The following is an 18,894-nucleotide window of genomic DNA, read 5'->3' as shown; positions in this document are numbered from 1 at the left end:
AAACACCCTCCTAGTTCCGTAAAGGTTTGCCTTTGACCAGCATATGCTGCATTCTCGCTTGAGATTTCGCCTCGCCAGCGAGGCTTAAAAAGGCTTCTCTTTCAATCTCGAGTAAATATTCTTCTGAAACCTCCGTGCCGAACGGGACTCTTCCTCCGGCAATGACATGGGCCAGCTTCTTCGCAATCTTCATATCATGATCTGATAAATAGCCGGATCTTCTCATTTGGTCTGCTCCGAGCAGTAACGCGGCACAGCCGGTTTCCCCGGTCACTTTTACTTTTTTGCGGGCAGGCGGGCGGTATCCGCTGTCATATAAATAAGCAGCCAGCTGTTTCGCATCGTGCAGCAGGTGATCCTGATTCATGCTGACACGGTCTGCCGCAGACAAAATCTTCATATCACGGGCTTCGTGCGCCGAGCCGGACACCTTGGCAAGCGCAATTGTTTCAAAGGTTTTAATGGCAGCGTCCATCAGTTCACTTCCGCCGTTCAAATAATTCATGTACAACTCTTTATTTCCTCCGCCGCCTGGAATAAGGCCGACGCCGGTTTCGACAAGACCCATATACGATTCGCTCGCCGCCTGAACGCGTGCCGCCGGAAGACAGACTTCCGTTCCTCCGCCGAGTGTCATTCCGAACGGCGCCGCCACAACAGGTTTGGCGCTGTATTTGATGTTCAGCATCGTCTGCTGAAAACGGCGGATGACAAAATCGACTTCCATGAAGTTATCATCCTGAGCTTCCATTAAAATCATCGCAAGGTTTGCTCCCGCGCAGAAATGTCTGCCTTGGTTTCCGATGACAAGACCTTTATAATTCCGCTCCGTTTCCTCAAGCGCATTGTCAATTATCTGAATAATGTCTAAGCCGATCGCATTGCTTTTCGTATGAAATTCCAGCAAAGCGATATCATCGCCGAGATCAATCAGACTGGCACCGCTGTTTTTGCTGATCACGCCCTTTGTTTCCTTTACCGTTTGCAGGCTGATCCGTTTCGGATTTTCTTTCACAGCTCTGTATTGGCCGTCTGAATAGTAAAACGGTCTTCCGTTTTCCTTCATATAAAATGTTTCATGGCCCTCGTCAAGCATTTCTTTCACCCAGCCGGGAAGTTCTGCGCCTTCTTGTTCAAGCCGCTCTGCTGATGTTCTGACACCGATGGCATCCCATATCTCAAACGGGCCGAGCTCCCAGCCGAAGCCCCATTTCATGGCGTCGTCAATCGCTTTGATATCATCAGCGATTTCACCTAAAAGCCGGGCTGAGTATAAGAGGGTTTGCGACGTGATATTCCAAAGCAGGCGGCCGGCGCGGTCATCAGAATATATAAGCGCTTTCATTTTCCCTTTGGCACCCTTTGCCTGTTTGGCGGCTTCTAAAGCGGGCGTCTTCATTTTCGAACGCTCGCCGTATGTCATGGTAAGCGGATCGAGCTCATATATTGTTTTACCTTCTTTTTTGTAAAAACCTTGGCCTGATTTGCTGCCCAGCCAATTGTTTTTCAGCATGTCATTCATAAATTCCGGCAGCTTAAACATGTCTTTTTCAGCGCCGTCGGCTTTGTCATAAACATTTTTTGCCACATGGGCGAATGTATCAAGCCCCACAACGTCAAGGGTTCTGAAGGTCGCGCTTTTCGGTCTGCCGATCAAAGGCCCGGTCACCGTGTCTACCTCGCCGATGCGGCAGCCGGAGGAAAGCATTTCCCTTACCGTGACCAACAGGCCGTACGTACCGATGCGGTTGGCGATAAAGTTAGGCGTGTCTTTTGCGATGACGACACCTTTTCCGAGTGTATTTTCGGCAAATGAAGTCATAAATTGCAATACGTCAGGATCTGTTTCCTGAATCGGAATGATTTCCAGAAGCTTCAAGTAGCGGGCCGGATTAAAGAAATGGGTTCCTAAGAAATGAGCTTTAAAATCGGCAGATCTGCCTTCCGCCATTTTTGTGACGGAGATACCGGACGTATTGCTGGACACGATGCTTCCCGGTTTCCGGTATTCATCAACAAGTGAGAAAATCTGTTTTTTCACGTCAAGATTTTCGACGACGACTTCAATAATCCAATCAGCATCTTTCAACCCAGCCGCGTCATCTTCCAAATTCCCCGCCGTTATATAATCGAGATTGGCAGCTGAAGTCAGCGGCGCCGGTTTTTGCTTCAGCAGCTTTTGCATGGCCGATCGGCTCAGTCTGCTGCGGACCTCCGGGCTTTCTAATGTCAGCCCCTTTTTCACCTCATCCTTTGTCAGCTCGTTTGGCACAATATCAAGCAGCAGGACGGGAATTCCGATGTTAGCCAAGTGCGCGGCAATTCCGGACCCCATGACGCCTGACCCGAGAACGGCTGCTTTCTTTATAAACTTGTGCATGAGTCATCCCCCTTGAACTTTGAATGAATAGTCATTCATTTTTTCGGCAAAAAAAATGAAACCCTTTTCTTCTTTCATCTTAAAAGATTTTCAGGATGACTTCAATAGCAAATATGGAATTTTTTTAAATTTTTTGGCTTCCGCATGTTCCGTGCCGCAGGCGGGAAACTTAAACCCGGAGGTGAAGGGAATGGTGCGAGGGAGAAAAGATCCGTCTTCCGGCGCAGTGAGCGCGGCAAGCATGAAAGGAAATGCGGGACCGAAGCAAAAATACGGCGGCGGCAAGCGGACAAGCCAAAATCAGCAATATAAAAAAGACAACATGGAGTAACAGACTGCGGCTGCTTTTTTAAGGCAGCCGTTATTTTTTGAAGATTCCTTTCAGCACAAACGCCGCATTTGCCGGACGCTCGGCAATTCTTCTCATCAGGTAGCCGTACCAATCGGTTCCGTACGGGACGTACACCCTCATCCTGTATCCTTCTTCGGCAAGCTTCTTCTGCCGCTCCGTTCTGATGCCGTACAGCATTTGGAATTCAAACTGCTCCCGGGGAATCTGATGCTCGCTGATGAGTGTTTTCGTATACGAAATCATGTCGTCATCATGTGTCGCCACCGCTGTTTCATGCCCGCTCAAAAGCTGCAGCTTGATCAGCTGCTGGAAATGAAGATCGGTCCCTTTTTTATCAGGAAACGCAACGGACGCTGATTCTTTGTATGCGCCTTTTACAAGCCTGAGCCGCGGTTTGTATGGCATCAGGCTGCTGATGTCTTCAGCCGCGCGGTACAAATAAGCCTGAATGACGGTGCCGAGCATCGGAAAATCCGGTTTGCACCGCTTATACAGATCAAGCGTGCGGGCGCATCTGGAATAGTCCTCCATGTCAATCGTGACGGGGACGCGGTGTTCTTTTGCCTCCGTCAATATGTCTCTGATGTGCTGTTCGGCGAGATTCTCAGATATATCCAGACCGATGGATGTTAATTTCAGCGACAGCTCACAGTCCAATTGATTCTCGGCGATCGCCCTGATTGCTTTTTTACATTCTTCGGCCGTCCTTTTGGCATCCTTCCGGGACCCAGCATATTCACCTAGGTAATCTATCGAGGCCGACAGCCCGTTTTGGTTCAGCCGCTTCACCGTTTTTACTGCTTCTCGAAGTGTTTCCCCCGCAACGAATCTTCCCGCGCCGAAGCGGAGGCCGTAAGCCTGGGCGAATTTCGTAAGCATTTTATTTTTCGACAAAAATAAACATATGCTCCGCAGCAAGGGCGAACTCCCTCCTTTTTCTTTTATTCGTGTATGAAATCCCGGTCGCAGAGAAAGCTAAGAAGAACAGAATTGAAGGAGGCGTTTATATGAATAACCAGGAGCAGCACGGACATTTGCCGCCTGCCGTCATCTCAACGAAAGACCATTTGTATCTTGAAGACATGCTGAACTGGAATCTGCTTGCCATGAAAAAAGCGCATTTCATGGCGGAACACTGCCAGAATCAGACGTTAAAACAAGAGCTTGAACAAATAGGCCGGATGCACCACAAACATTATCAAAACATTTTGGGTCACCTGAATCCCGCTCAAGGCGGACAGACAACAACAGGCTATATGCAATAGGAGGACAATACATGGAACAGCAAAATCAAAAAATCACTAACCCGCAAACGCCCGTGCCCGATACGGCGCAAATGAATGACCGAGACTTGGTGAATGAACTGCTGACGACGGAAAAGTATATCACGTCTTCATATTGCACAGCCCTGCACGAGTTCAGCCACGAGTCTCTTTATCAAGATATTCAGGCGATTTTCGATGAGTCACAAAAAGCGCAGAGAAGATTATACGATGTAATGTTTCAAAATGGCTGGTATTCCATTGAAGCGGCCGACACCCAAAAGCTTCAGCAATCGTATCAGAAGTTCCAGCAGACCATTCAGCAGCAGTCTCCCTACCAGCAGTAACATAAGAAAGGATTTGATGTTTTCACTAAGCATCAATCCTTTTTTTATTTTTGCACAAAAGGATTGACTTATCTTTAATCCTTATTTATATTTAACTAATGTTAATTATTTTCCCGAAGAACCAGATGAGGAGGAGTTATGAAAAACGCGGATCAATATGTGTCTGACATCCAAAAATCCCTTCAGACGCTGCTGCAAAACATACAGCCGGAAATGATGGAAAGCATGGCAAAACATGAGGTGACTCCTGCCCAATTATTTGTTTTAGCCAGCTTAAAAAAACAAGGGAGCTGCAAAGTTTCCGAAATTGCGGAGCGCATGGAAGTAAAGCCGAGCGCAGTGACGCTGATGGCCGACCGCCTTGAGCAAAAAGGACTGATCGTCCGCAAACATAATCAGCAGGACAGACGTGTCATCGACATCAGCCTTACCGAAAAAGGCGAGAAGAAATTCGAAGATGTCGTGGAAGGAAGAAAAGCGATATTAGCGCGAAACCTGTCCGTTCTGACTGACGATGAACTGATTCAGTCCGTGAACATCATCCGCAAAGTAGCGGAAGCCGCCGAGAAATACGCGGCTGACCAAAAAGAAAACGAATAGAAAAGAGGAGCTGCCGAAGCATGAGCATTGAACAGAAGGATCCAAAACGCACACTATTAATAACGGGCTTAATTATCGCTATGTTTTTCTCAGCCCTTGACGGCACGATCGTAGGAACGGCGATTCCTAAAATCGTGGGTGACCTCGGGGGATTAAGCATGATGACGTGGCTGACCACGGCATATCTTTTAACTTCGACAACGATCGTCCCGATTGCGGGGAAACTTGCAGATTTATTAGGGCGGCGCGTCGTATATGTATCAGGTTTATTGATTTTCATGGGCGCTTCCGCACTGTGCGGAATGGCCAGCAACATGACGGAACTGATTATTTTCCGCGGACTTCAGGGAATCGGCGGCGGTGTCATGATGCCGATGGCCATGATCGTCATCGGAGATTTGTTCACAGGGAAACAGCGTGCCAAGTTCCAAGGGCTTTTCGGGGCGATTTACGGGCTGGCTTCTGTTATCGGCCCGCAAATCGGGGGCTGGATTGTTGACTCTTTAAATTGGAAATGGGTTTTCTATATCAACCTGCCTGTCGGAATCTTAGCCGTCATCTTTATCGCAAGAGGACTTCAAGGCAGAAAACAGACCGGGCCGATTAACTTTGACATCGCCGGGATTTTCACAATGATCGTCGGAATCGTCAGCCTCCTGCTCGCACTCAGCTTCGGAGGAAAGGATTATGCATGGGGGTCTTGGCAGATTCTCGGTCTCTTTGCGCTTGCGCTTGTCGGGATTGTCGGATTCATTTTCGCTGAAATCAAAGCAAAAGAGCCGATTCTGCCGATGTACCTGTTTAAAAACAGAACGTTTACCGTACTGAATCTGATCGGGTTTTTCATGAGTATCGGCATGTTCGGCGCCGTTACGTTCGTTCCTTTCTTTATGCAGGGAATTATCGGAGTCAGCGCTACCGCGTCCGGAACGATTATGACACCGATGATGGTATCTATGATCATCACAAGTATTATCGGAGGCCAGCTGGTTTATAAGATCGGCATTAAACCGCAAATCATGATCGGCATGCTGATTATGGCCGTCGGCTTCTTCTTATTAACGACTTTGCAGCTGGATACAAGCAAGCTCGCGGCTACATGCTATATGGCCGTGATCGGTCTGGGAATGGGGCTCGTCATGCCGCTTCTCACACTCGCTCTGCAAGAAACGTTTTCAAAAGAAGAGCTGGGTGTGGTGACTTCATCAAGCCAATTTTTCCGGATGATCGGGGGAACATTCGGCATTACGGTGCTCGGCGCTGTCATGAATGCCAGATCAGGAACCCTTCTAACCGACAGACTGGTGCCTTACTTAGATTCACTGCCGAAACAGGCAAGTGCCTTTGCCGACCAGTTTAAAGGCATGATTGACAAGAATCCTGAAGGGCTGCTTCAATCCTTGTTCAGCCAGGAATCGATTAAGCAGATTCCGGCGGCATTTTCTTCCCATATCGTGCCGGTTTTAAAAACGTCACTGATGGATTCGCTTCACAGCGTGTTTTTCACAGGTCTGGCCTTTATCGCTGCCGGATTAATCCTCACGCTGTTTGTTAAATCAATTAAACTGACTAACAAAAAAACAGGCAAACAAGAAGAAAAGGCGAAAGCCGTTTAATAGAGAAAAATCCCGCGGATCCCGCGGGATTTTTTTATATCATCTGGGCCTCTCCGTTTCCGAATGACCAGTCTTCCGCCGCATTGCCTTTAGAGGACGATAAACACATCTTCTTTTCTGACGCCCAGCTTTTCGTGCAGCCGGAGTACCTACCCCGCAACAAGTGAATAGGAAATGGGGGTAAAAACCCTAGTGATGGAACCCTTTAATAAACCTTAAACATTTCATCGTTATCTTTATAGTACGACATAATAAAGTCACGAAAATTTCTTACCGAAGAAGATAACAGCTTATGTCTCATCCAAGATAAGCCGACTGGATATGAAGCAGAGTGATCAGTCACTTTTATAAAATTCAGCCCCAATGTTCTGCAAACTGAAATAGGAAGCAACGCAACACCTCGATCCAGCTTTATAATCTCGACCAGTAAATGAGAATCCGCCTCAAATGCAATATTTGGGGTGAAACCAGCTTTCTCACAAAGCGAGGTTGTAAAACCTCTATACTCCTCATTATTAGCAAGGGTAATAAATGGTTCAGCGGCGACAAGACGTAAAGAAATTTCTGTTTTACCCGTAAATCGGTGGTTTGAGGGTAAAGCCAGAACAATATCTTCATTTACCAGCACACAACTCTCTATCTCTTCATCTTGAATCGGATGACCTGTTATTCCTAAATCAATGTCCCCTTTTTTTAAACTTGTGATGATCTCGCTTTTAACTCCGATTGCTTGGAGAATTTTTGATTGAGGAGAGCGGTTGATATATTCACTCATCAGTCCTGCAAGGAATCTTGGATTGGAAATAGATATTCTTATGGTGTCAGAAATTTGATGTTCCTTCAATTGAATTTCCATTTGTGCATTTTCAATTTCAGTAAAAATCCTGTTTACATGTTTTAAAAGAATTTTCCCTGATGAACTCAGCTTAATATTTCTGCCTTTTCTCTCAAACAAGGCTGTTCCCAGTTCATTCTCAAGTCTTTTTATAGTAAGACTTAAAGAAGGCTGGGCAATCTTTAAGTGTTCTGCTGCTTTAGAAATATGCTCAGTATAGGCAACTGTCTGAAAGTATTTTAGCTGCAGCAATTCCATCTGTCTGCATCCCCCTTATTTATTTCAATAAATATACATATACCTTATTATGTATTAGATTAAATGTAAATGCGGATGTAAGATAATAGCATAGTTAAAGAAAAGGAAAGGGTGTCATTCAATGAAAATTGATGTGAAAGATATAGCAAAAAATTTAAATACGCCGCTAACGGCTCCTGCTTATCCTATCCCAAATTATAAATTTGTTAACCGTGAATATTTAAATATTATTTACCGAACGGATGAAAAAGCGTTACGTGCGGCAGTGCCAGAACCTCTTGAAATTACTGAACCCTTAGTGAAATTCGAAGTGATGTGGATGCCCGATGTTTCCGGACTTGGTGCCTATACAGAGGCAGGACAAGTCATCCCTGTCAGCTTTAATGGTGAAGAAGGGGATTATGTACATTCTATGTATGTAGACAATTTTCCAGCTATCGCAAGCGGACGGGAACTTACTGCATATCCAAAGAAATTGGGTGCCCCTAAGCTGTATATAGACTCTGATACTCTTGTCGGCACACTGGATTATGGCAGTCTTCGCGTGGCAACTGCGACTATGGGATATAAACATTTCGAAATGGACAAGGAAAAAGCGAAAAGGGAAATTTGCCGACCTAATTTTATGGTTAAGATGGCTACTGATTACAATGGTGATTTAAGGGTTTGTGATTTGGTGCGAACGCAAATAACGAATATAGAAGTTAAAGGTGCCTGGACTGGACCCGCGCGGCTTCAATTATTTGAACATGCTCTGGCACCTCTTGCAGACTTGCCTGTATTAGAAGTCGTTTCAGCATCTCATATCCTTACAGATTTAACCTTAAATGCTGCTCAGCCGGTTTATAACTACTTAGAGGAAAAATAAGGAGACGTTTACAATGAGAATTGCAATTTTAGGAGCAGGTTCTTTAGGAACCATAGTGGGAGCATATCTGTCTGCTGGCGGAATGGATGTCGAATTGATTGATTCATACAAAGAACATGTAGATACTCTAAATCAAATAGGTGCTAAAGTAGTTGGTACAACGGAATTCCAAGCAAAGGTGAAAGCCATTACCCCTGAAAATAAGTCAGGCAAGTATGATTTAATATTACTTCTGACGAAACAATTATATAATGACTCCATTCTTAAAGAGTTACTGCCTTTTTTAAAGAATGACAGTGTTGTATGTTCCTTGCAAAACGGTATACCTGAACAGAAAGTTGCTTCGATCGTTGGTGATGAACGTGTTATTGCAGGTTCTGTTGAATTTGGTGCTACGTTTATTGAACCAGGCGTATCCAGACTTACAACTGAGTATACTCAATTTAAAGAGTACGCTTTTCAAATTGGAGAATTAAATGGTGAAACAACAGAAAGAATCCAGCGTATTAAATCGGTTTTAGACCTTATCGGCGGAACACATATTTCCGATAATTTAGTTGGGACGAAGTGGTCAAAATTACTTATCAATAATGCATTCAGTGGTTTATCGGCAGCATTAGACGGAGAATACGGAGACATTCTTGACCATGAAATCGGCATTGTCAGCGCAGTTCATATCGCAGATGAGACGATTAAGGTTGGACACGCCAATGGTGTCAAATTTGCGAAAATGGGCGGCCTTGATTTAGAATCTTTGGAATTAAGAAGCGAAAATGATATTCCTGAACGTATCCAGACATTTAGGGCAGCCATGGCACCATCTAGGCTGCTAAGAGCAAGTATGCTCCAGGATCTTGAGAAGAAACGTAAAACTGAAATTGATTATATTAATGGAGTTATTCCCAAAATGGCAGAAGGTACTGGAATTTCAACACCTTTTAATGATTTGGTTGTAGCACAAGTCAAATGTGCCGAAGAATCTCAAACAGTGCCCAATTTTGATACAAATATAAAAGCATTTGAAGAGTTATTAAGTATCCGAAAGGAAATGTGATATATAGGAAAGAGAGGGATTGCTGCGGCGGTCCTTTTTTCTTGGTTCAACAAGCGGAAGAAATGTACGTAAACAAACGGGGGCGTTAGTTAAATTAAAGCTTCGCTATGAATTGAACGGCGCCTTTATTGATTCCTTTTCAGCAAAAAAAGCTTCCGGCACCTCTCTTTGATGCCGGAAGCTTTTTATTGTTTTTTTCTGTGCTCTTCATTGAGCTGTTTAATGTGCTGTATCGCGGCTTTGATGCCCTCTTTGGCGTCCGGGTAGGATTGGTTCCAATGCTTTACGAGCGGAGGCATGCTTTTTGCGATATGTGTATACAAAATCCATTGCCTGACTTCTTCCTTTAGTTCCGGGGTTGTTTCGCCAAGCAATAGTTCCGTATATTTTTCAAGCAGGCCGTCCAGCTGCTGCTGCAGTTTTTCTTCCATACCGTTCCCTTCCCTTTTTCATGATTATGACAATCGGGCGGTGAGAGCCGCTTCCTGCACGATGCATCTCCCGCGCCCGTGCGGAATGCAAAGCGGCGTGCCGAACAGCGGGTCCTGCGTGACTTGGCAGTTCATCGCAAATACCTGCTGCACAAGCTCGCAAGTGATGACTTCTTCGGGACGGCCCTCCGCATAAATCTGTTTATCCTTAATGGCGACAAGATAATGAGCATAGCGGCATGCGAGATTAAGGTCGTGCAGCACCATGACGATGGTCCGTTTTTCTTTTTCATTTAATTCAAACAGCAAATCAAGTATTTCAATTTGATGCGTCATGTCGAGATAGGTTGTCGGCTCGTCGAGCAGAATGATATCCGTATCCTGAGCGAGTGTCATCGCAATCCACGCGCGCTGGCGCTGTCCGCCTGACAAAGAATCCACCGTACGGTCGGCCATTTCCTCAAGCTTTGTCGCCTTCAGCGCTTTTGCCACTGCGTCTTCGTCCTCTTTGGACCATTGCTTCAGCCAGCTTTGATAAGGGTATCTCCCCTGTTTTACAAGCTGATGCACGGTCAGGCCTTCGGGAGCTGACGGGCTCTGCGGCAAGATAGCCAGTTCTCTGGCGACTTCTTTCGTCGGCAGCTTAGCGATGGCTTTTCCTTCCAAAAGCACAGAACCGCCCCTCGGTTTCATCAGGCGCGCCAATGAACGTAAAAGCGTCGATTTTCCGCAGCCGTTGCTTCCGATCAATACAGTGATTTCGCCTTTTGGAATTGCTACATCCAACTCGTCAATGATAACAGTCTCTCCGTACCCTAAGCTCAGCGTCTCTGTAGAAATTGCACTCATACCGCAAACCGCTCCTTTTTTGTATTTCCCAACACTATGTATATAAACAAATTGCCTGAACATTCAACGTGAGATCATGATTATATTGTAACAGAAATTAATGACTCTGAATATCATTATCAATTAGTTTTGGGCAAAAAAACAGCGGACAGCGGTTATTTCTTGATTTCCGTCATTTCTCCGTCGCTTTTTTTCAGTTTCAAATAAAAATGGTCATAATGGCTGTCTAAATTAAAAGCAGAGAGCACCTGCCTGACAACTTCGCCTTCTTGCATCCCGCTGTTTACGGCAAGTTCTCCGAGGATCATCTTCATTTCATCAAGCGCTTCCTCGCCCTCTCTGTGAACTCCTGAAAGCTTGTCCTGGATGTCCGCCTTTTCACGACCGCCTTTTCTTTCATACAAACCTTCATAGCGGTTATGCTCTCCGGCTCCGTAGTTGACGCGAAGGGAAAAGCTGCTGTAAGGAACCGGCTTCGCGGATGATACGGGCGTGCTGTCTTGTTCCGCATCCCGTTTTTCTTCATTCAATCGGCAGCCGGCAATCAGCATCAGCGCCAGACATAAAACACCCGCCGTCCTGATCCATTTCATGCGATTCACTCCCATTCCATTCCGATCGTTTTTAGGTATTTCCAAGGGAGGCGGCTGTCATTCATCGAACAAAAAAGAACCGGAGCTGTTTATCGCTCCGGCCGGTTCCTCTCTATATCATCATTCAGTCAGCTCTAAAAATTCCTGTACATCCCGTACCGCAAGGCGGACCGCGTCCTCCCAAAACGATCGTTCCGTCAGATCCGCTCCAAGGTGCTTCATCGCCAAATCCTCAACGGTCATCGAAGCCGTGTCACACAAAAGCGCGATATATTTTTCTTCAAAATCCGCGTTCTCCCGAAGAGCTCTTGCGTATATTCCAAGCGAAAATAAATAACCGAACGTATACGGAAAATTGTAGAACGGCACTCCCGTAATATGAAAATGAAGTTTTGACGCCCAGAAATGCGGGTGGTATTCCCCTAATGAATCGCAAAACGCTTCTTTCTGCGCCGCTTCCATCAGTTCATTCAATTTATCAGCCGGAACGACGCCATGCTTCCGCTCTTCATAAAACCGCGTTTCAAATAAAAATCTCGCATGAATATTCATAAACATGGCTACGCTTCTTTGAATTTTATCTTCAAGCAGGAACAGCTTTTCTTCTTTTGTCTCCGCTTGTTTCAAAGCGGCGTCGGCGACGATCATTTCCGCAAAAGTCGAGGCTGTTTCAGCGACATTCATGGCGTAGGCTCTGTTCAGCTGCCGCACTTGAAGCATGGCCTCCTGATGAAACGCGTGTCCAAGCTCATGCGCAAGCGTTGATACATTTGAAGCGCTTCCTGAAAACGTCATGAAAATACGGGATTCTCCGCTGTCGGGAAAGCTGGTGCAAAAACCGCCGACCCGTTTGCCGCTGCGGTCTTCCACTTCAATCCACCGATCGCGGAACGCTTTTTCCGTAAATGCGGACAGTTTTTTGCCAAATGTGGAAAATTGGGTGACGATCAGATTGGCCGCTTCATCATATGTGTATTTTTTCGGCGCCTCGCCGATCGGCGCATTCACATCATACCAATTCAGGCGCTCAAGCCCTAAAAGAGACGCCTTTCGATTCAGGTATTCGGCAAAGGGTTTTTTATGATCGGTGATGACCTGCCACATGACATCCAGTGTTTCTTTTTTCATCCGGTTGATCGCAAGCGGCTCTTCCAAGGCGCTTTCCCAGCCCCGCGCTTTATACATTTCCGTTCGGAAGCCGGCCAGATGATTCAGCGTGCTGCCAAACAGCTCCTCTTCTCCCTTCCAGGCTTCGTTAAGCTCTTTAAATACTTGCCGCCTGGTGCCGCGGTCCGGATGCGCCATCATGTTTTCCGCTTGGCCGACTGACAGCTCTTTATCCTCAAACGGAATCTTCATTCTTCCGACAGCCGCATTATACAGGTCGCCCCATGCATGATAGCCGTCAACGGCCAGACCTTCAATCAGTCTCTCTTCATGTGCGCTGAGCTTTTCTCTGATCCGGTCTCTTCTTTCATTTAAAACGTATGTGAGGTCCTGAAGTTCCGGTTTTTGCAGCAGTTCCGCCCACACCCGCTCGTCAATCCGGGCAAGTGTATCATCAAGCGTGATCAGAGCGGATTTAAAATCACTGCTCAGCTGATTGATCCGCGCCCTCCACTCATTCGCTTTCTGGTCATCAGTGTTCTGAGCCTGAAGACAGCCGACGAACGCTCCCGCCTGTCTGATCATGATCGCCGACCGTTCAAACCGATCAATCAGATTGACCAGCTCCCCGCCTTCATCAGCATGCGACGGAACTGTAAACGCCTCTGCCTCTTTTTGAAAAGCGCTGAGCTGCTGTTTAAGCTCTTGTATGTATTGCTTAAAATCTTCCGATCTGCTCCCGCCCTCAAAAATGGAGTTTAAATCCCATGTTTCCTTCAATCCCTCTAATGCCATCTTTTTCATTACCCCTTTCTGTCCGAAGCTGATTCCATTATAAAATAATTCTGACATATTTCCGAACGATTTCTCCTTCTCACCGCTAAATGTTATACACTAACATATAAGAACAAACGGGGAGGAATATGAGTTGAACAGAAGAATTGCCATTGTAACCGGCGCGACAAGCGGATTCGGTCTGCTGACAGCGCTGAAGCTCGCCCGGTCTTATCATGTCATCGCAACAGCGAGACAGCCGGAGAAAGCTGAAACATTGAAAGAGGCGGCCGCCCAAGCGGGTGTATCCGGTCATATTACGATCGCTTCTTTAGATGTTACAAATGAGCAGTCGGTGTCTGACTTCGGCAACACCATCAGCGGTTTCGGACCGGTTGATGTGCTTGTGAACAACGCCGGCACTGCGTATGGGGGATTTATTGCAGATGTACCGATGGAACATTACAGACAGCAGTTTGACACGAATGTATTCGGCCTGATTCATGTCACAAAAACCGTGCTCCCTTATATGAGAAAACACGGCGGAGCGAAAATCATCAACATCAGCAGCATCAGCGGACTGACCGCCTTTCCTGCTCTTTCTCCGTACACTTCTTCCAAATTCGCGATTGAAGGGTTTACAGAGTGTCTGCGTCTTGAGCTTCTGCCTTTAGGAATCGATGCCGCTTTAATAGAACCGGGCTCCTATAAAACGTCTATTCGGGAGACGTCTCTCTCCAATCATCTTACGGCACCCGGCAAAGATTCGCCCTATTACCGCTATTATCAGCAAATTGAAGCTTACGTCAAAGCGAGCGCATCCAAAAGCGGCGATCCCAATGACGTGGCGGAGCTGATTTATCAATTGGCACAGACGAAACGCCTGAAGAAACTGCGGTATCCGATCGGCAGGGGCATTAAGCTGACATTGGCTTGCCGCTCCCTCTTCTCTTGGCCCGTCTGGGAATCGATCATAAAGAAAAAGCTGTTCAAAGAAACCTAAATTATAATTATTATAATTTAGTATTGATTTTTATTTGATACGTGATATAATTAAATTAACAGATCACAGGGAGGACGATAAATATGAATACACAAAACGCGAAAAAAACTGAAAATCTAGTTGAGAAATCAATGAACACCCAATTATCAAACTGGTTTATCCTTTACTCTAAACTGCACCGCTTCCATTGGTATGTAAAAGGCCCTCATTTCTTTACGCTGCATGAAAAGTTTGAAGAACTGTATAACGAAGCGGCGGAAACGGCTGATGCCATCGCAGAGCGTCTTCTGGCCATCGGCGGACAGCCCGCGGCGACTTTTCACAGCTACCTTGAACAAGCTTCCATTACGGATGAAGGACAGGAAAAGACGGCTTCTGAAATGGTAGAATCACTCGTTCAAGACTACAAACAGATCAGCCGCGAATCAAAATTTGTCATCGGCATCGCCGAGGAACAAAATGACCCGTCAACAGCCGATTTGTTTGTCGGATTAGTTGAAGAAGCGGACAAGCATGTGTGGATGCTGTCAGCCTACTTAGGAGAATGACGAAAAAAGCTGAACCTCAGGCGGAGGTTCAGCTTTTTTTATGCGTTCAGCTTGCGCTTTCAGTTTGTTTCGTTAATGTGATGTTCAGCGTCTTTTTGCTGCCGCCTCTGAGAACTTGAACAGTCGTTTTATCGCCGATTTTCAGCTGGTTATACAGAATCTGTCTGATATCGGCGCTGCTGCCGACATCTTTGCCGTTCAATTTTACGATGACGTCATTTGATTTGATGCCCGCTTTCGCAGCCGGTGAGCCGGACTGCACTTCTTTTACGTAAACGCCCTTAGACAGCTGGTCGCCGAACAATCCGAGTGTGTTTTCCTGATAGGTTTCCGGCACTTGCGACATATCAATCATCTGCACGCCTAAAAACGGACGCTCGACTTTTCCTTTTGCAAGCAGCTGGTCGACAATCGGTTCCACATCGTTGCTCGGAATGGCGAAGCCGAGTGATTCCACGCCGTTTTCACTGACTTTCATGCTGTTGATTCCGATGACCTGGCCGCTGGAGTTGATTAACGGCCCTCCGCTGTTACCGGGATTAATCGCCGCATCCGTCTGAATCACGTTCATTTCCACCGTGCCTTGGGAAGTGTCGGCGTCTACCGTTCTGTTCAATCCGCTGATCACACCTTGTGTGACGGTGCCGGAAAACTGCTGGCCGAGCGGGTTGCCGATGGCGATTACCTTATCGGCAATGCGCAGCTGTGAAGAATCGCCGAAGCTGGCCGCTTTTTTGACATTGGACGAGCTGATTTCCAGTACGGCCAGGTCACTGATGGCATCCTTTCCGACAAGCTTTGCCGTTTCGGTTTTCCCGTTATAAAGAGTGACCGACAGCTTGTTTGCTCCTTCTACGACATGGTTGTTTGTGATGATGTACGCTTTTTGGCCGTCTTTTTTAAAAATGACGCCTGACCCCGTGCCGCTCTCCGTTTCAGAGCTTGAACCGCCGTCAAGTCCGAATTGGCCGCTTTGCGACGCTTGATAGTTGGACACTCCGACAATCGCAGGCTCCAAATCTTCTACCATATCCGCCACACTTGAGGTATTTTTCAAAGGCGTTGACGTAAAATTCGCAGACTGAACTTGTTTCGCCGTATCAGAAACAGATTCTGCCTTATGCTGCTCACCCGGCAGATTCGGCACAATGCCAAGCACGAGGCCGCCGCCGATAATGCCGCCTAAAATCGGGCTCAGCCAAGCGGCTCTCCGTTTTTTTTCTTTTTTCACGGCAGCCGTTTTTTCAAATTCCGTACCGGCGGCCGCCTCTTTTTCCGCTTCTTTCGAGACGGGGCCGTCAAGCAGCTCAGGTTCCTGATGGCTGATCCGCTGCTGTTCATTGCCGTTTTGCTCCGTATGTGAAAGATCTGACTGATCGCGGCTGATGCCGTCATCTCGCTGATCGTTCATATTCACGCACACTCCTTCAGTATGTTCTCATTCTATTCATTACATATTCATCGCATGTACAAGTTCTATTGTCCCAATAATAAGGAGAAAAGCAAAGCTCCAAAACAAAATGTGTTTGAACATGTTATCTTCCCCGCTTTTTTTCTTCCTTTCTTCCCTTATACACATCATAAACAAACATTGTGGGATAAAAATGAAAAGAATATGTGAAATTATGAAAATGCGGCCTGAGTGTGTTAAAACTAGTATAATGACGTTGAAAGGATGTGAAATGCCTTGTCATACACCATTTACCTAGTTGAAGATGAGGATAATCTGAATGAACTGCTCACAAAATATTTAGAGAATGAAGGCTGGAACATTACATCTTTCACAAAAGGCGAAGAAGCCAGAAAGCAGATGCAGCCGTCTCCACACCTGTGGATTCTTGACATCATGCTGCCGGATACGGACGGCTATACATTAATAAAAGAAATAAAAGAAAAAGATCCCGATGTGCCGGTCATTTTCATTTCCGCCCGGGATGCCGATATTGACAGAGTTCTCGGGTTAGAGCTTGGAAGCAATGATTATATCGCCAAGCCTTTTTTGCCGAGAGAGCTCATTATACGGGTTCAAAAACTGCTGGAGCTTGTGTATAAAGAACAGCCCGCTCCCAAAAAAACCGGCCTCACCGTTTCCTCCTACAATGTGATCGAAGATGCCAGAGAGGTTTATGATGAAACCGGCAGCCTGGTCAATTTGACGTCTAAGGAATTTGATCTGCTGCTTTTATTTCTTCACCATAAAGGACACCCCTTTTCCAGGGAAGATATTCTGCTGAAAATATGGGGCCATGACTATTTCGGCACTGACCGGGTGGTCGATGATCTTGTGCGGAGGCTGCGGAAAAAAATGCCCGGCTTAAAGGTTGAAACCATTTACGGATTCGGCTACAGGATGATGACGTCATGAAAAATAAGCCGCTTGCTTTTCAAATATGGGTGGTCATCTCAGGCATCCTTTTAGCCATCTCGATTCTGCTGCTTGTGCTGTTCTCAAATACGCTGCGGGATTTTTTCACGGATGAAACGTACACGACCATTGAAAATGAACAGCATGTGCTGACAGAGTACCGGCTGCCCGGGTCGATCGAGCGGGGATATTACAGTGAGGACGCGACCGCTCCGACGACTTTCCGATCCGTTCAGCACGTTCTTTTACCGGAGCGCGAAGAATCGGCGAGCGACAAAGATTTAAACTACTTTTCTTCTTCCTTTATCCATAAGGTGTACAAGCTCGCGGGCCGCCAGCACAGCGTCACGAAACGATACAGCGCGGACATCGGCGGGGAAAAAGTGTTTTTCGTCATTAAAAAAGGCCTCACCATTAACGGTCAGGATGCGATGATGCTGTCATATGCGCTTGATTCTTACCGTGATGATCTGTCATACACCCTGTTTAAGCAGCTGCTCTTTATCATTGCCGGCGTCATTTTGTTAAGCTGGATTCCGGCGATTTGGCTTGCCAAATATCTCTCGCGTCCGCTCGTCTCCTTAGAGAAGCATGTCAAACGGATTTCCGAACAGGACTGGGATGATCCGGTCATCGTCGACAGAAAAGATGAAATCGGAAAATTAGGCCACACCATTGAAGACATGCGGAGCAAGCTGGTGCAAAAGGATGAAACGGAAAGAACGCTCCTGCAAAATATCTCTCATGATTTAAAAACGCCTGTCATGGTGATAAGGGGCTATACTCAATCAATAAAGGACGGGATTTTTCCTAAGGGGGACCTGAAAAACACAATTGATGTCATTGAAGGCGAAGCAGAAAAGCTTGAGAAGAAAATTAAGGATTTATTATATTTAACGAAGCTTGATTATTTAATGAAGCAGCGGGTGCACCATGAGACATTTGACCTTGTGAAGGTCACGGAAGAAGTCATTGAGCGGCTCAAATGGGCCCGGAAGGAATTATCGTGGACCGTTGAAACAGAAGATGTATTGATGATGCCCGGTGATCCGGAACAATGGGGCAAGCTCCTCGAAAACATTCTTGAAAATCAAATCCGCTATGCAGAAACGGCGATTCACATTCGGATCAGCCAAAATCAGCAGCAGATTGTCATGACGGTTAAAAATGACGGGCCTCCGATTGAGGATGAGATGCTATCCAGCTTGTACGAGCCTTTTAATAAAGGGAAGAAAGGCGAGTTCGGCATAGGACTCAGCATCGTAAAACGGATTTTAACCCTGCATAAAGCATCAATTTCAATTGAAAATGACCAATCGGGTGTAATCTATCGGATTATCATACCAAAGTAGACTGTAGTGTTTCATTGCAGTCTTTTTTTATGTGAAGGAGTAGCCGTTAAAATCTCTGTAGTTTGTTTTCAGCGGTTTTTGGCATTGATGAACCCATTTCTTTTCACAAATCGTCTTTTTCGGGTATTTCACCTTTTCGACTTTAATTCCTCTGTTTCGCAAGCGGCTGATCATTTCATCTAATTCTTTCATTTTCAGATTCACCCTTTCGCCAGAACTTTGACCATTCGGTCAGCTCACTTTATAATATAAATAAAACAAAACAAAAAAACAAGTTACAATCAGGTTAAATTTACAGAA

At 46.1% G+C, this 18,894-nt stretch carries 19 protein-coding genes and 2 pseudogenes; 11 read left to right on the top strand and 10 right to left on the bottom strand.

All coding sequences use genetic code 11. The features are described from left to right. Positions 1 to 10: 10 nt before the first annotated feature. A complete protein-coding gene (locus ACH32G_RS08775) occupies positions 11 to 2,380 on the bottom strand; it encodes a 3-hydroxyacyl-CoA dehydrogenase NAD-binding domain-containing protein (RefSeq protein ID WP_448814220.1) in 2,370 nt (789 codons plus the stop codon). 190 nt (positions 2,381 to 2,570) lie between these two features. Between ACH32G_RS08775 and ACH32G_RS08770 the strand changes: the two genes are divergently transcribed. Further along, entirely contained in the window at positions 2,571 to 2,711 is a 141-nt protein-coding gene (locus ACH32G_RS08770; protein ID WP_076982541.1) for a YuzL family protein, read from the top strand. A 30-nt stretch (positions 2,712 to 2,741) separates the two neighbouring features. Here ACH32G_RS08770 and ACH32G_RS08765 read toward each other — a convergent pair whose 3' ends face one another. Further along, positions 2,742 to 3,650, bottom strand: coding sequence for a proline dehydrogenase family protein (locus ACH32G_RS08765; RefSeq protein WP_045926005.1), 909 nt, complete (start codon positions 3,648 to 3,650; stop codon positions 2,742 to 2,744). Between the two features lie 89 nt (positions 3,651 to 3,739). Here ACH32G_RS08765 and ACH32G_RS08760 point away from each other — a divergent pair, with 89 nt between their 5' ends. The 4 genes from ACH32G_RS08760 (at position 3,740) to ACH32G_RS08745 (ending at position 6,557) form a co-directional block, all read left to right on the top strand. Then, entirely contained in the window at positions 3,740 to 3,997 is a 258-nt protein-coding gene (locus tag ACH32G_RS08760) for a hypothetical protein (protein ID WP_016937996.1), read from the top strand. Positions 3,998 to 4,008: 11 nt separating this feature from the next. Then, positions 4,009 to 4,341 (top strand): spore coat protein, encoded by a 333-nt coding sequence (locus tag ACH32G_RS08755; RefSeq protein WP_045926004.1) that lies wholly within the window; start codon positions 4,009 to 4,011, stop codon positions 4,339 to 4,341. 138 nt (positions 4,342 to 4,479) lie between these two features. Further along, complete coding sequence (locus ACH32G_RS08750) at positions 4,480 to 4,941, top strand: MarR family winged helix-turn-helix transcriptional regulator (RefSeq protein WP_045926003.1); 462 nt, start codon at positions 4,480 to 4,482, stop codon at positions 4,939 to 4,941. Positions 4,942 to 4,961: 20 nt separating this feature from the next. Next, positions 4,962 to 6,557, top strand: a complete 1,596-nt coding sequence (locus tag ACH32G_RS08745) for an MDR family MFS transporter (protein WP_016937993.1) — start codon at positions 4,962 to 4,964, stop codon at positions 6,555 to 6,557. Between the two features lie 34 nt (positions 6,558 to 6,591). On the opposite strand, the pseudogene ACH32G_RS08740 reads toward ACH32G_RS08745, so the two are convergent. Both ACH32G_RS08740 and ACH32G_RS08735 read right to left on the bottom strand, forming a co-directional pair. Beyond that, positions 6,592 to 6,700: pseudogene (locus ACH32G_RS08740) on the bottom strand (tautomerase family protein); the annotation flags it as partial. A gap of 62 nt (positions 6,701 to 6,762) precedes the next feature. Continuing rightward, positions 6,763 to 7,650, bottom strand: a complete 888-nt coding sequence (locus ACH32G_RS08735) for a LysR family transcriptional regulator (RefSeq protein ID WP_448814219.1) — start codon at positions 7,648 to 7,650, stop codon at positions 6,763 to 6,765. 121 nt (positions 7,651 to 7,771) lie between these two features. Between ACH32G_RS08735 and ACH32G_RS08730 the strand changes: the two genes are divergently transcribed. Together ACH32G_RS08730 and ACH32G_RS08725 are read left to right on the top strand one after the other, a co-directional pair. After that, the gene (locus ACH32G_RS08730) at positions 7,772 to 8,518 is read left to right on the top strand and encodes an acetoacetate decarboxylase (protein ID WP_016937991.1); all 747 of its coding nucleotides are present in this window, start codon (positions 7,772 to 7,774) and stop codon (positions 8,516 to 8,518) included. A gap of 13 nt (positions 8,519 to 8,531) precedes the next feature. After that, positions 8,532 to 9,572, top strand: coding sequence for a ketopantoate reductase family protein (locus ACH32G_RS08725; RefSeq protein WP_448814218.1), 1,041 nt, complete (start codon positions 8,532 to 8,534; stop codon positions 9,570 to 9,572). Between the two features lie 185 nt (positions 9,573 to 9,757). Here ACH32G_RS08725 and ACH32G_RS08720 read toward each other — a convergent pair. From ACH32G_RS08720 to ACH32G_RS08705, 4 genes and pseudogenes are all read right to left on the bottom strand, one after another. Next, positions 9,758 to 10,025: pseudogene (locus ACH32G_RS08720) on the bottom strand (YusU family protein). A gap of 2 nt (positions 10,026 to 10,027) precedes the next feature. Beyond that, positions 10,028 to 10,852, bottom strand: a complete 825-nt coding sequence (locus ACH32G_RS08715; RefSeq protein WP_016937987.1) for an ABC transporter ATP-binding protein — start codon at positions 10,850 to 10,852, stop codon at positions 10,028 to 10,030. A gap of 155 nt (positions 10,853 to 11,007) precedes the next feature. Next, positions 11,008 to 11,445, bottom strand: coding sequence for a YusW family protein (locus ACH32G_RS08710; protein ID WP_415273026.1), 438 nt, complete (start codon positions 11,443 to 11,445; stop codon positions 11,008 to 11,010). Between the two features lie 120 nt (positions 11,446 to 11,565). Beyond that, a complete protein-coding gene (locus ACH32G_RS08705) occupies positions 11,566 to 13,347 on the bottom strand; it encodes a M3 family oligoendopeptidase (RefSeq protein WP_448814289.1) in 1,782 nt (593 codons plus the stop codon). A gap of 133 nt (positions 13,348 to 13,480) precedes the next feature. On the opposite strand from ACH32G_RS08705, the gene ACH32G_RS08700 reads away from it, so the two are divergent. Beyond that, positions 13,481 to 14,329, top strand: a complete 849-nt coding sequence (locus ACH32G_RS08700) for an SDR family oxidoreductase (RefSeq protein ID WP_448814217.1) — start codon at positions 13,481 to 13,483, stop codon at positions 14,327 to 14,329. An 83-nt stretch (positions 14,330 to 14,412) separates the two neighbouring features. Then, positions 14,413 to 14,877: a Dps family protein gene (locus ACH32G_RS08695; RefSeq protein WP_016937983.1), complete on the top strand. Its 465-nt coding sequence runs from the start codon at positions 14,413 to 14,415 to the stop codon at positions 14,875 to 14,877. Positions 14,878 to 14,923: 46 nt separating this feature from the next. On the opposite strand, the gene ACH32G_RS08690 is transcribed toward ACH32G_RS08695, so the two are convergent. Then, positions 14,924 to 16,288, bottom strand: coding sequence for a S1C family serine protease (locus tag ACH32G_RS08690; RefSeq protein ID WP_047477598.1), 1,365 nt, complete (start codon positions 16,286 to 16,288; stop codon positions 14,924 to 14,926). Between the two features lie 276 nt (positions 16,289 to 16,564). Here ACH32G_RS08690 and ACH32G_RS08685 point away from each other — a divergent pair, with 276 nt between their 5' ends. Together ACH32G_RS08685 and ACH32G_RS08680 are read left to right on the top strand one after the other, a co-directional pair. Then, positions 16,565 to 17,242, top strand: coding sequence for a response regulator transcription factor (locus ACH32G_RS08685; RefSeq protein WP_045925993.1), 678 nt, complete (start codon positions 16,565 to 16,567; stop codon positions 17,240 to 17,242). Then, entirely contained in the window at positions 17,239 to 18,594 is a 1,356-nt protein-coding gene (locus tag ACH32G_RS08680) for a sensor histidine kinase (protein ID WP_064778637.1), read from the top strand. Before ACH32G_RS08685 ends, ACH32G_RS08680 begins: the two co-directional genes overlap by 4 nt. Positions 18,595 to 18,621: 27 nt before the next feature. On the opposite strand, the gene spxO is transcribed toward ACH32G_RS08680, so the two are convergent. After that, entirely contained in the window at positions 18,622 to 18,786 is a 165-nt protein-coding gene (spxO, locus tag ACH32G_RS08675) for an anti-adapter protein SpxO (protein WP_007410067.1), read from the bottom strand. Positions 18,787 to 18,894: the final 108 nt, after the last annotated feature.

The sequence above is a fragment of the Bacillus sp. CIS52 genome, assembly GCF_053545315.1.
This window is presented reverse-complemented; position numbering and strand designations above follow the sequence as displayed.

Excerpts from the sequence above, each read along its gene's own strand:
- ACH32G_RS08775 (WP_448814220.1), bottom strand. The coding sequence starts at position 2,380 with ATGCACAAGTTTATAAAGAAAGCAGCCGTTCTCGGGTCAGGCGTCATG.
- ACH32G_RS08770 (WP_076982541.1), top strand. The coding sequence starts at position 2,571 with ATGGTGCGAGGGAGAAAAGATCCGTCTTCCGGCGCAGTGAGCGCGGCA.
- ACH32G_RS08760 (WP_016937996.1), top strand. The coding sequence starts at position 3,740 with ATGAATAACCAGGAGCAGCACGGACATTTGCCGCCTGCCGTCATCTCA.
- ACH32G_RS08755 (WP_045926004.1), top strand. The coding sequence starts at position 4,009 with ATGGAACAGCAAAATCAAAAAATCACTAACCCGCAAACGCCCGTGCCC.
- ACH32G_RS08750 (WP_045926003.1), top strand. The coding sequence starts at position 4,480 with ATGAAAAACGCGGATCAATATGTGTCTGACATCCAAAAATCCCTTCAG.
- ACH32G_RS08745 (WP_016937993.1), top strand. The coding sequence starts at position 4,962 with ATGAGCATTGAACAGAAGGATCCAAAACGCACACTATTAATAACGGGC.
- ACH32G_RS08735 (WP_448814219.1), bottom strand. The coding sequence starts at position 7,650 with ATGGAATTGCTGCAGCTAAAATACTTTCAGACAGTTGCCTATACTGAG.
- ACH32G_RS08730 (WP_016937991.1), top strand. The coding sequence starts at position 7,772 with ATGAAAATTGATGTGAAAGATATAGCAAAAAATTTAAATACGCCGCTA.
- ACH32G_RS08725 (WP_448814218.1), top strand. The coding sequence starts at position 8,532 with ATGAGAATTGCAATTTTAGGAGCAGGTTCTTTAGGAACCATAGTGGGA.
- ACH32G_RS08715 (WP_016937987.1), bottom strand. The coding sequence starts at position 10,852 with ATGAGTGCAATTTCTACAGAGACGCTGAGCTTAGGGTACGGAGAGACT.
- ACH32G_RS08710 (WP_415273026.1), bottom strand. The coding sequence starts at position 11,445 with ATGAAATGGATCAGGACGGCGGGTGTTTTATGTCTGGCGCTGATGCTG.
- ACH32G_RS08705 (WP_448814289.1), bottom strand. The coding sequence starts at position 13,347 with ATGGCATTAGAGGGATTGAAGGAAACATGGGATTTAAACTCCATTTTT.
- ACH32G_RS08695 (WP_016937983.1), top strand. The coding sequence starts at position 14,413 with ATGAATACACAAAACGCGAAAAAAACTGAAAATCTAGTTGAGAAATCA.
- ACH32G_RS08690 (WP_047477598.1), bottom strand. The coding sequence starts at position 16,288 with ATGAACGATCAGCGAGATGACGGCATCAGCCGCGATCAGTCAGATCTT.
- ACH32G_RS08680 (WP_064778637.1), top strand. The coding sequence starts at position 17,239 with ATGAAAAATAAGCCGCTTGCTTTTCAAATATGGGTGGTCATCTCAGGC.
- spxO (WP_007410067.1), bottom strand. The coding sequence starts at position 18,786 with ATGAAAGAATTAGATGAAATGATCAGCCGCTTGCGAAACAGAGGAATT.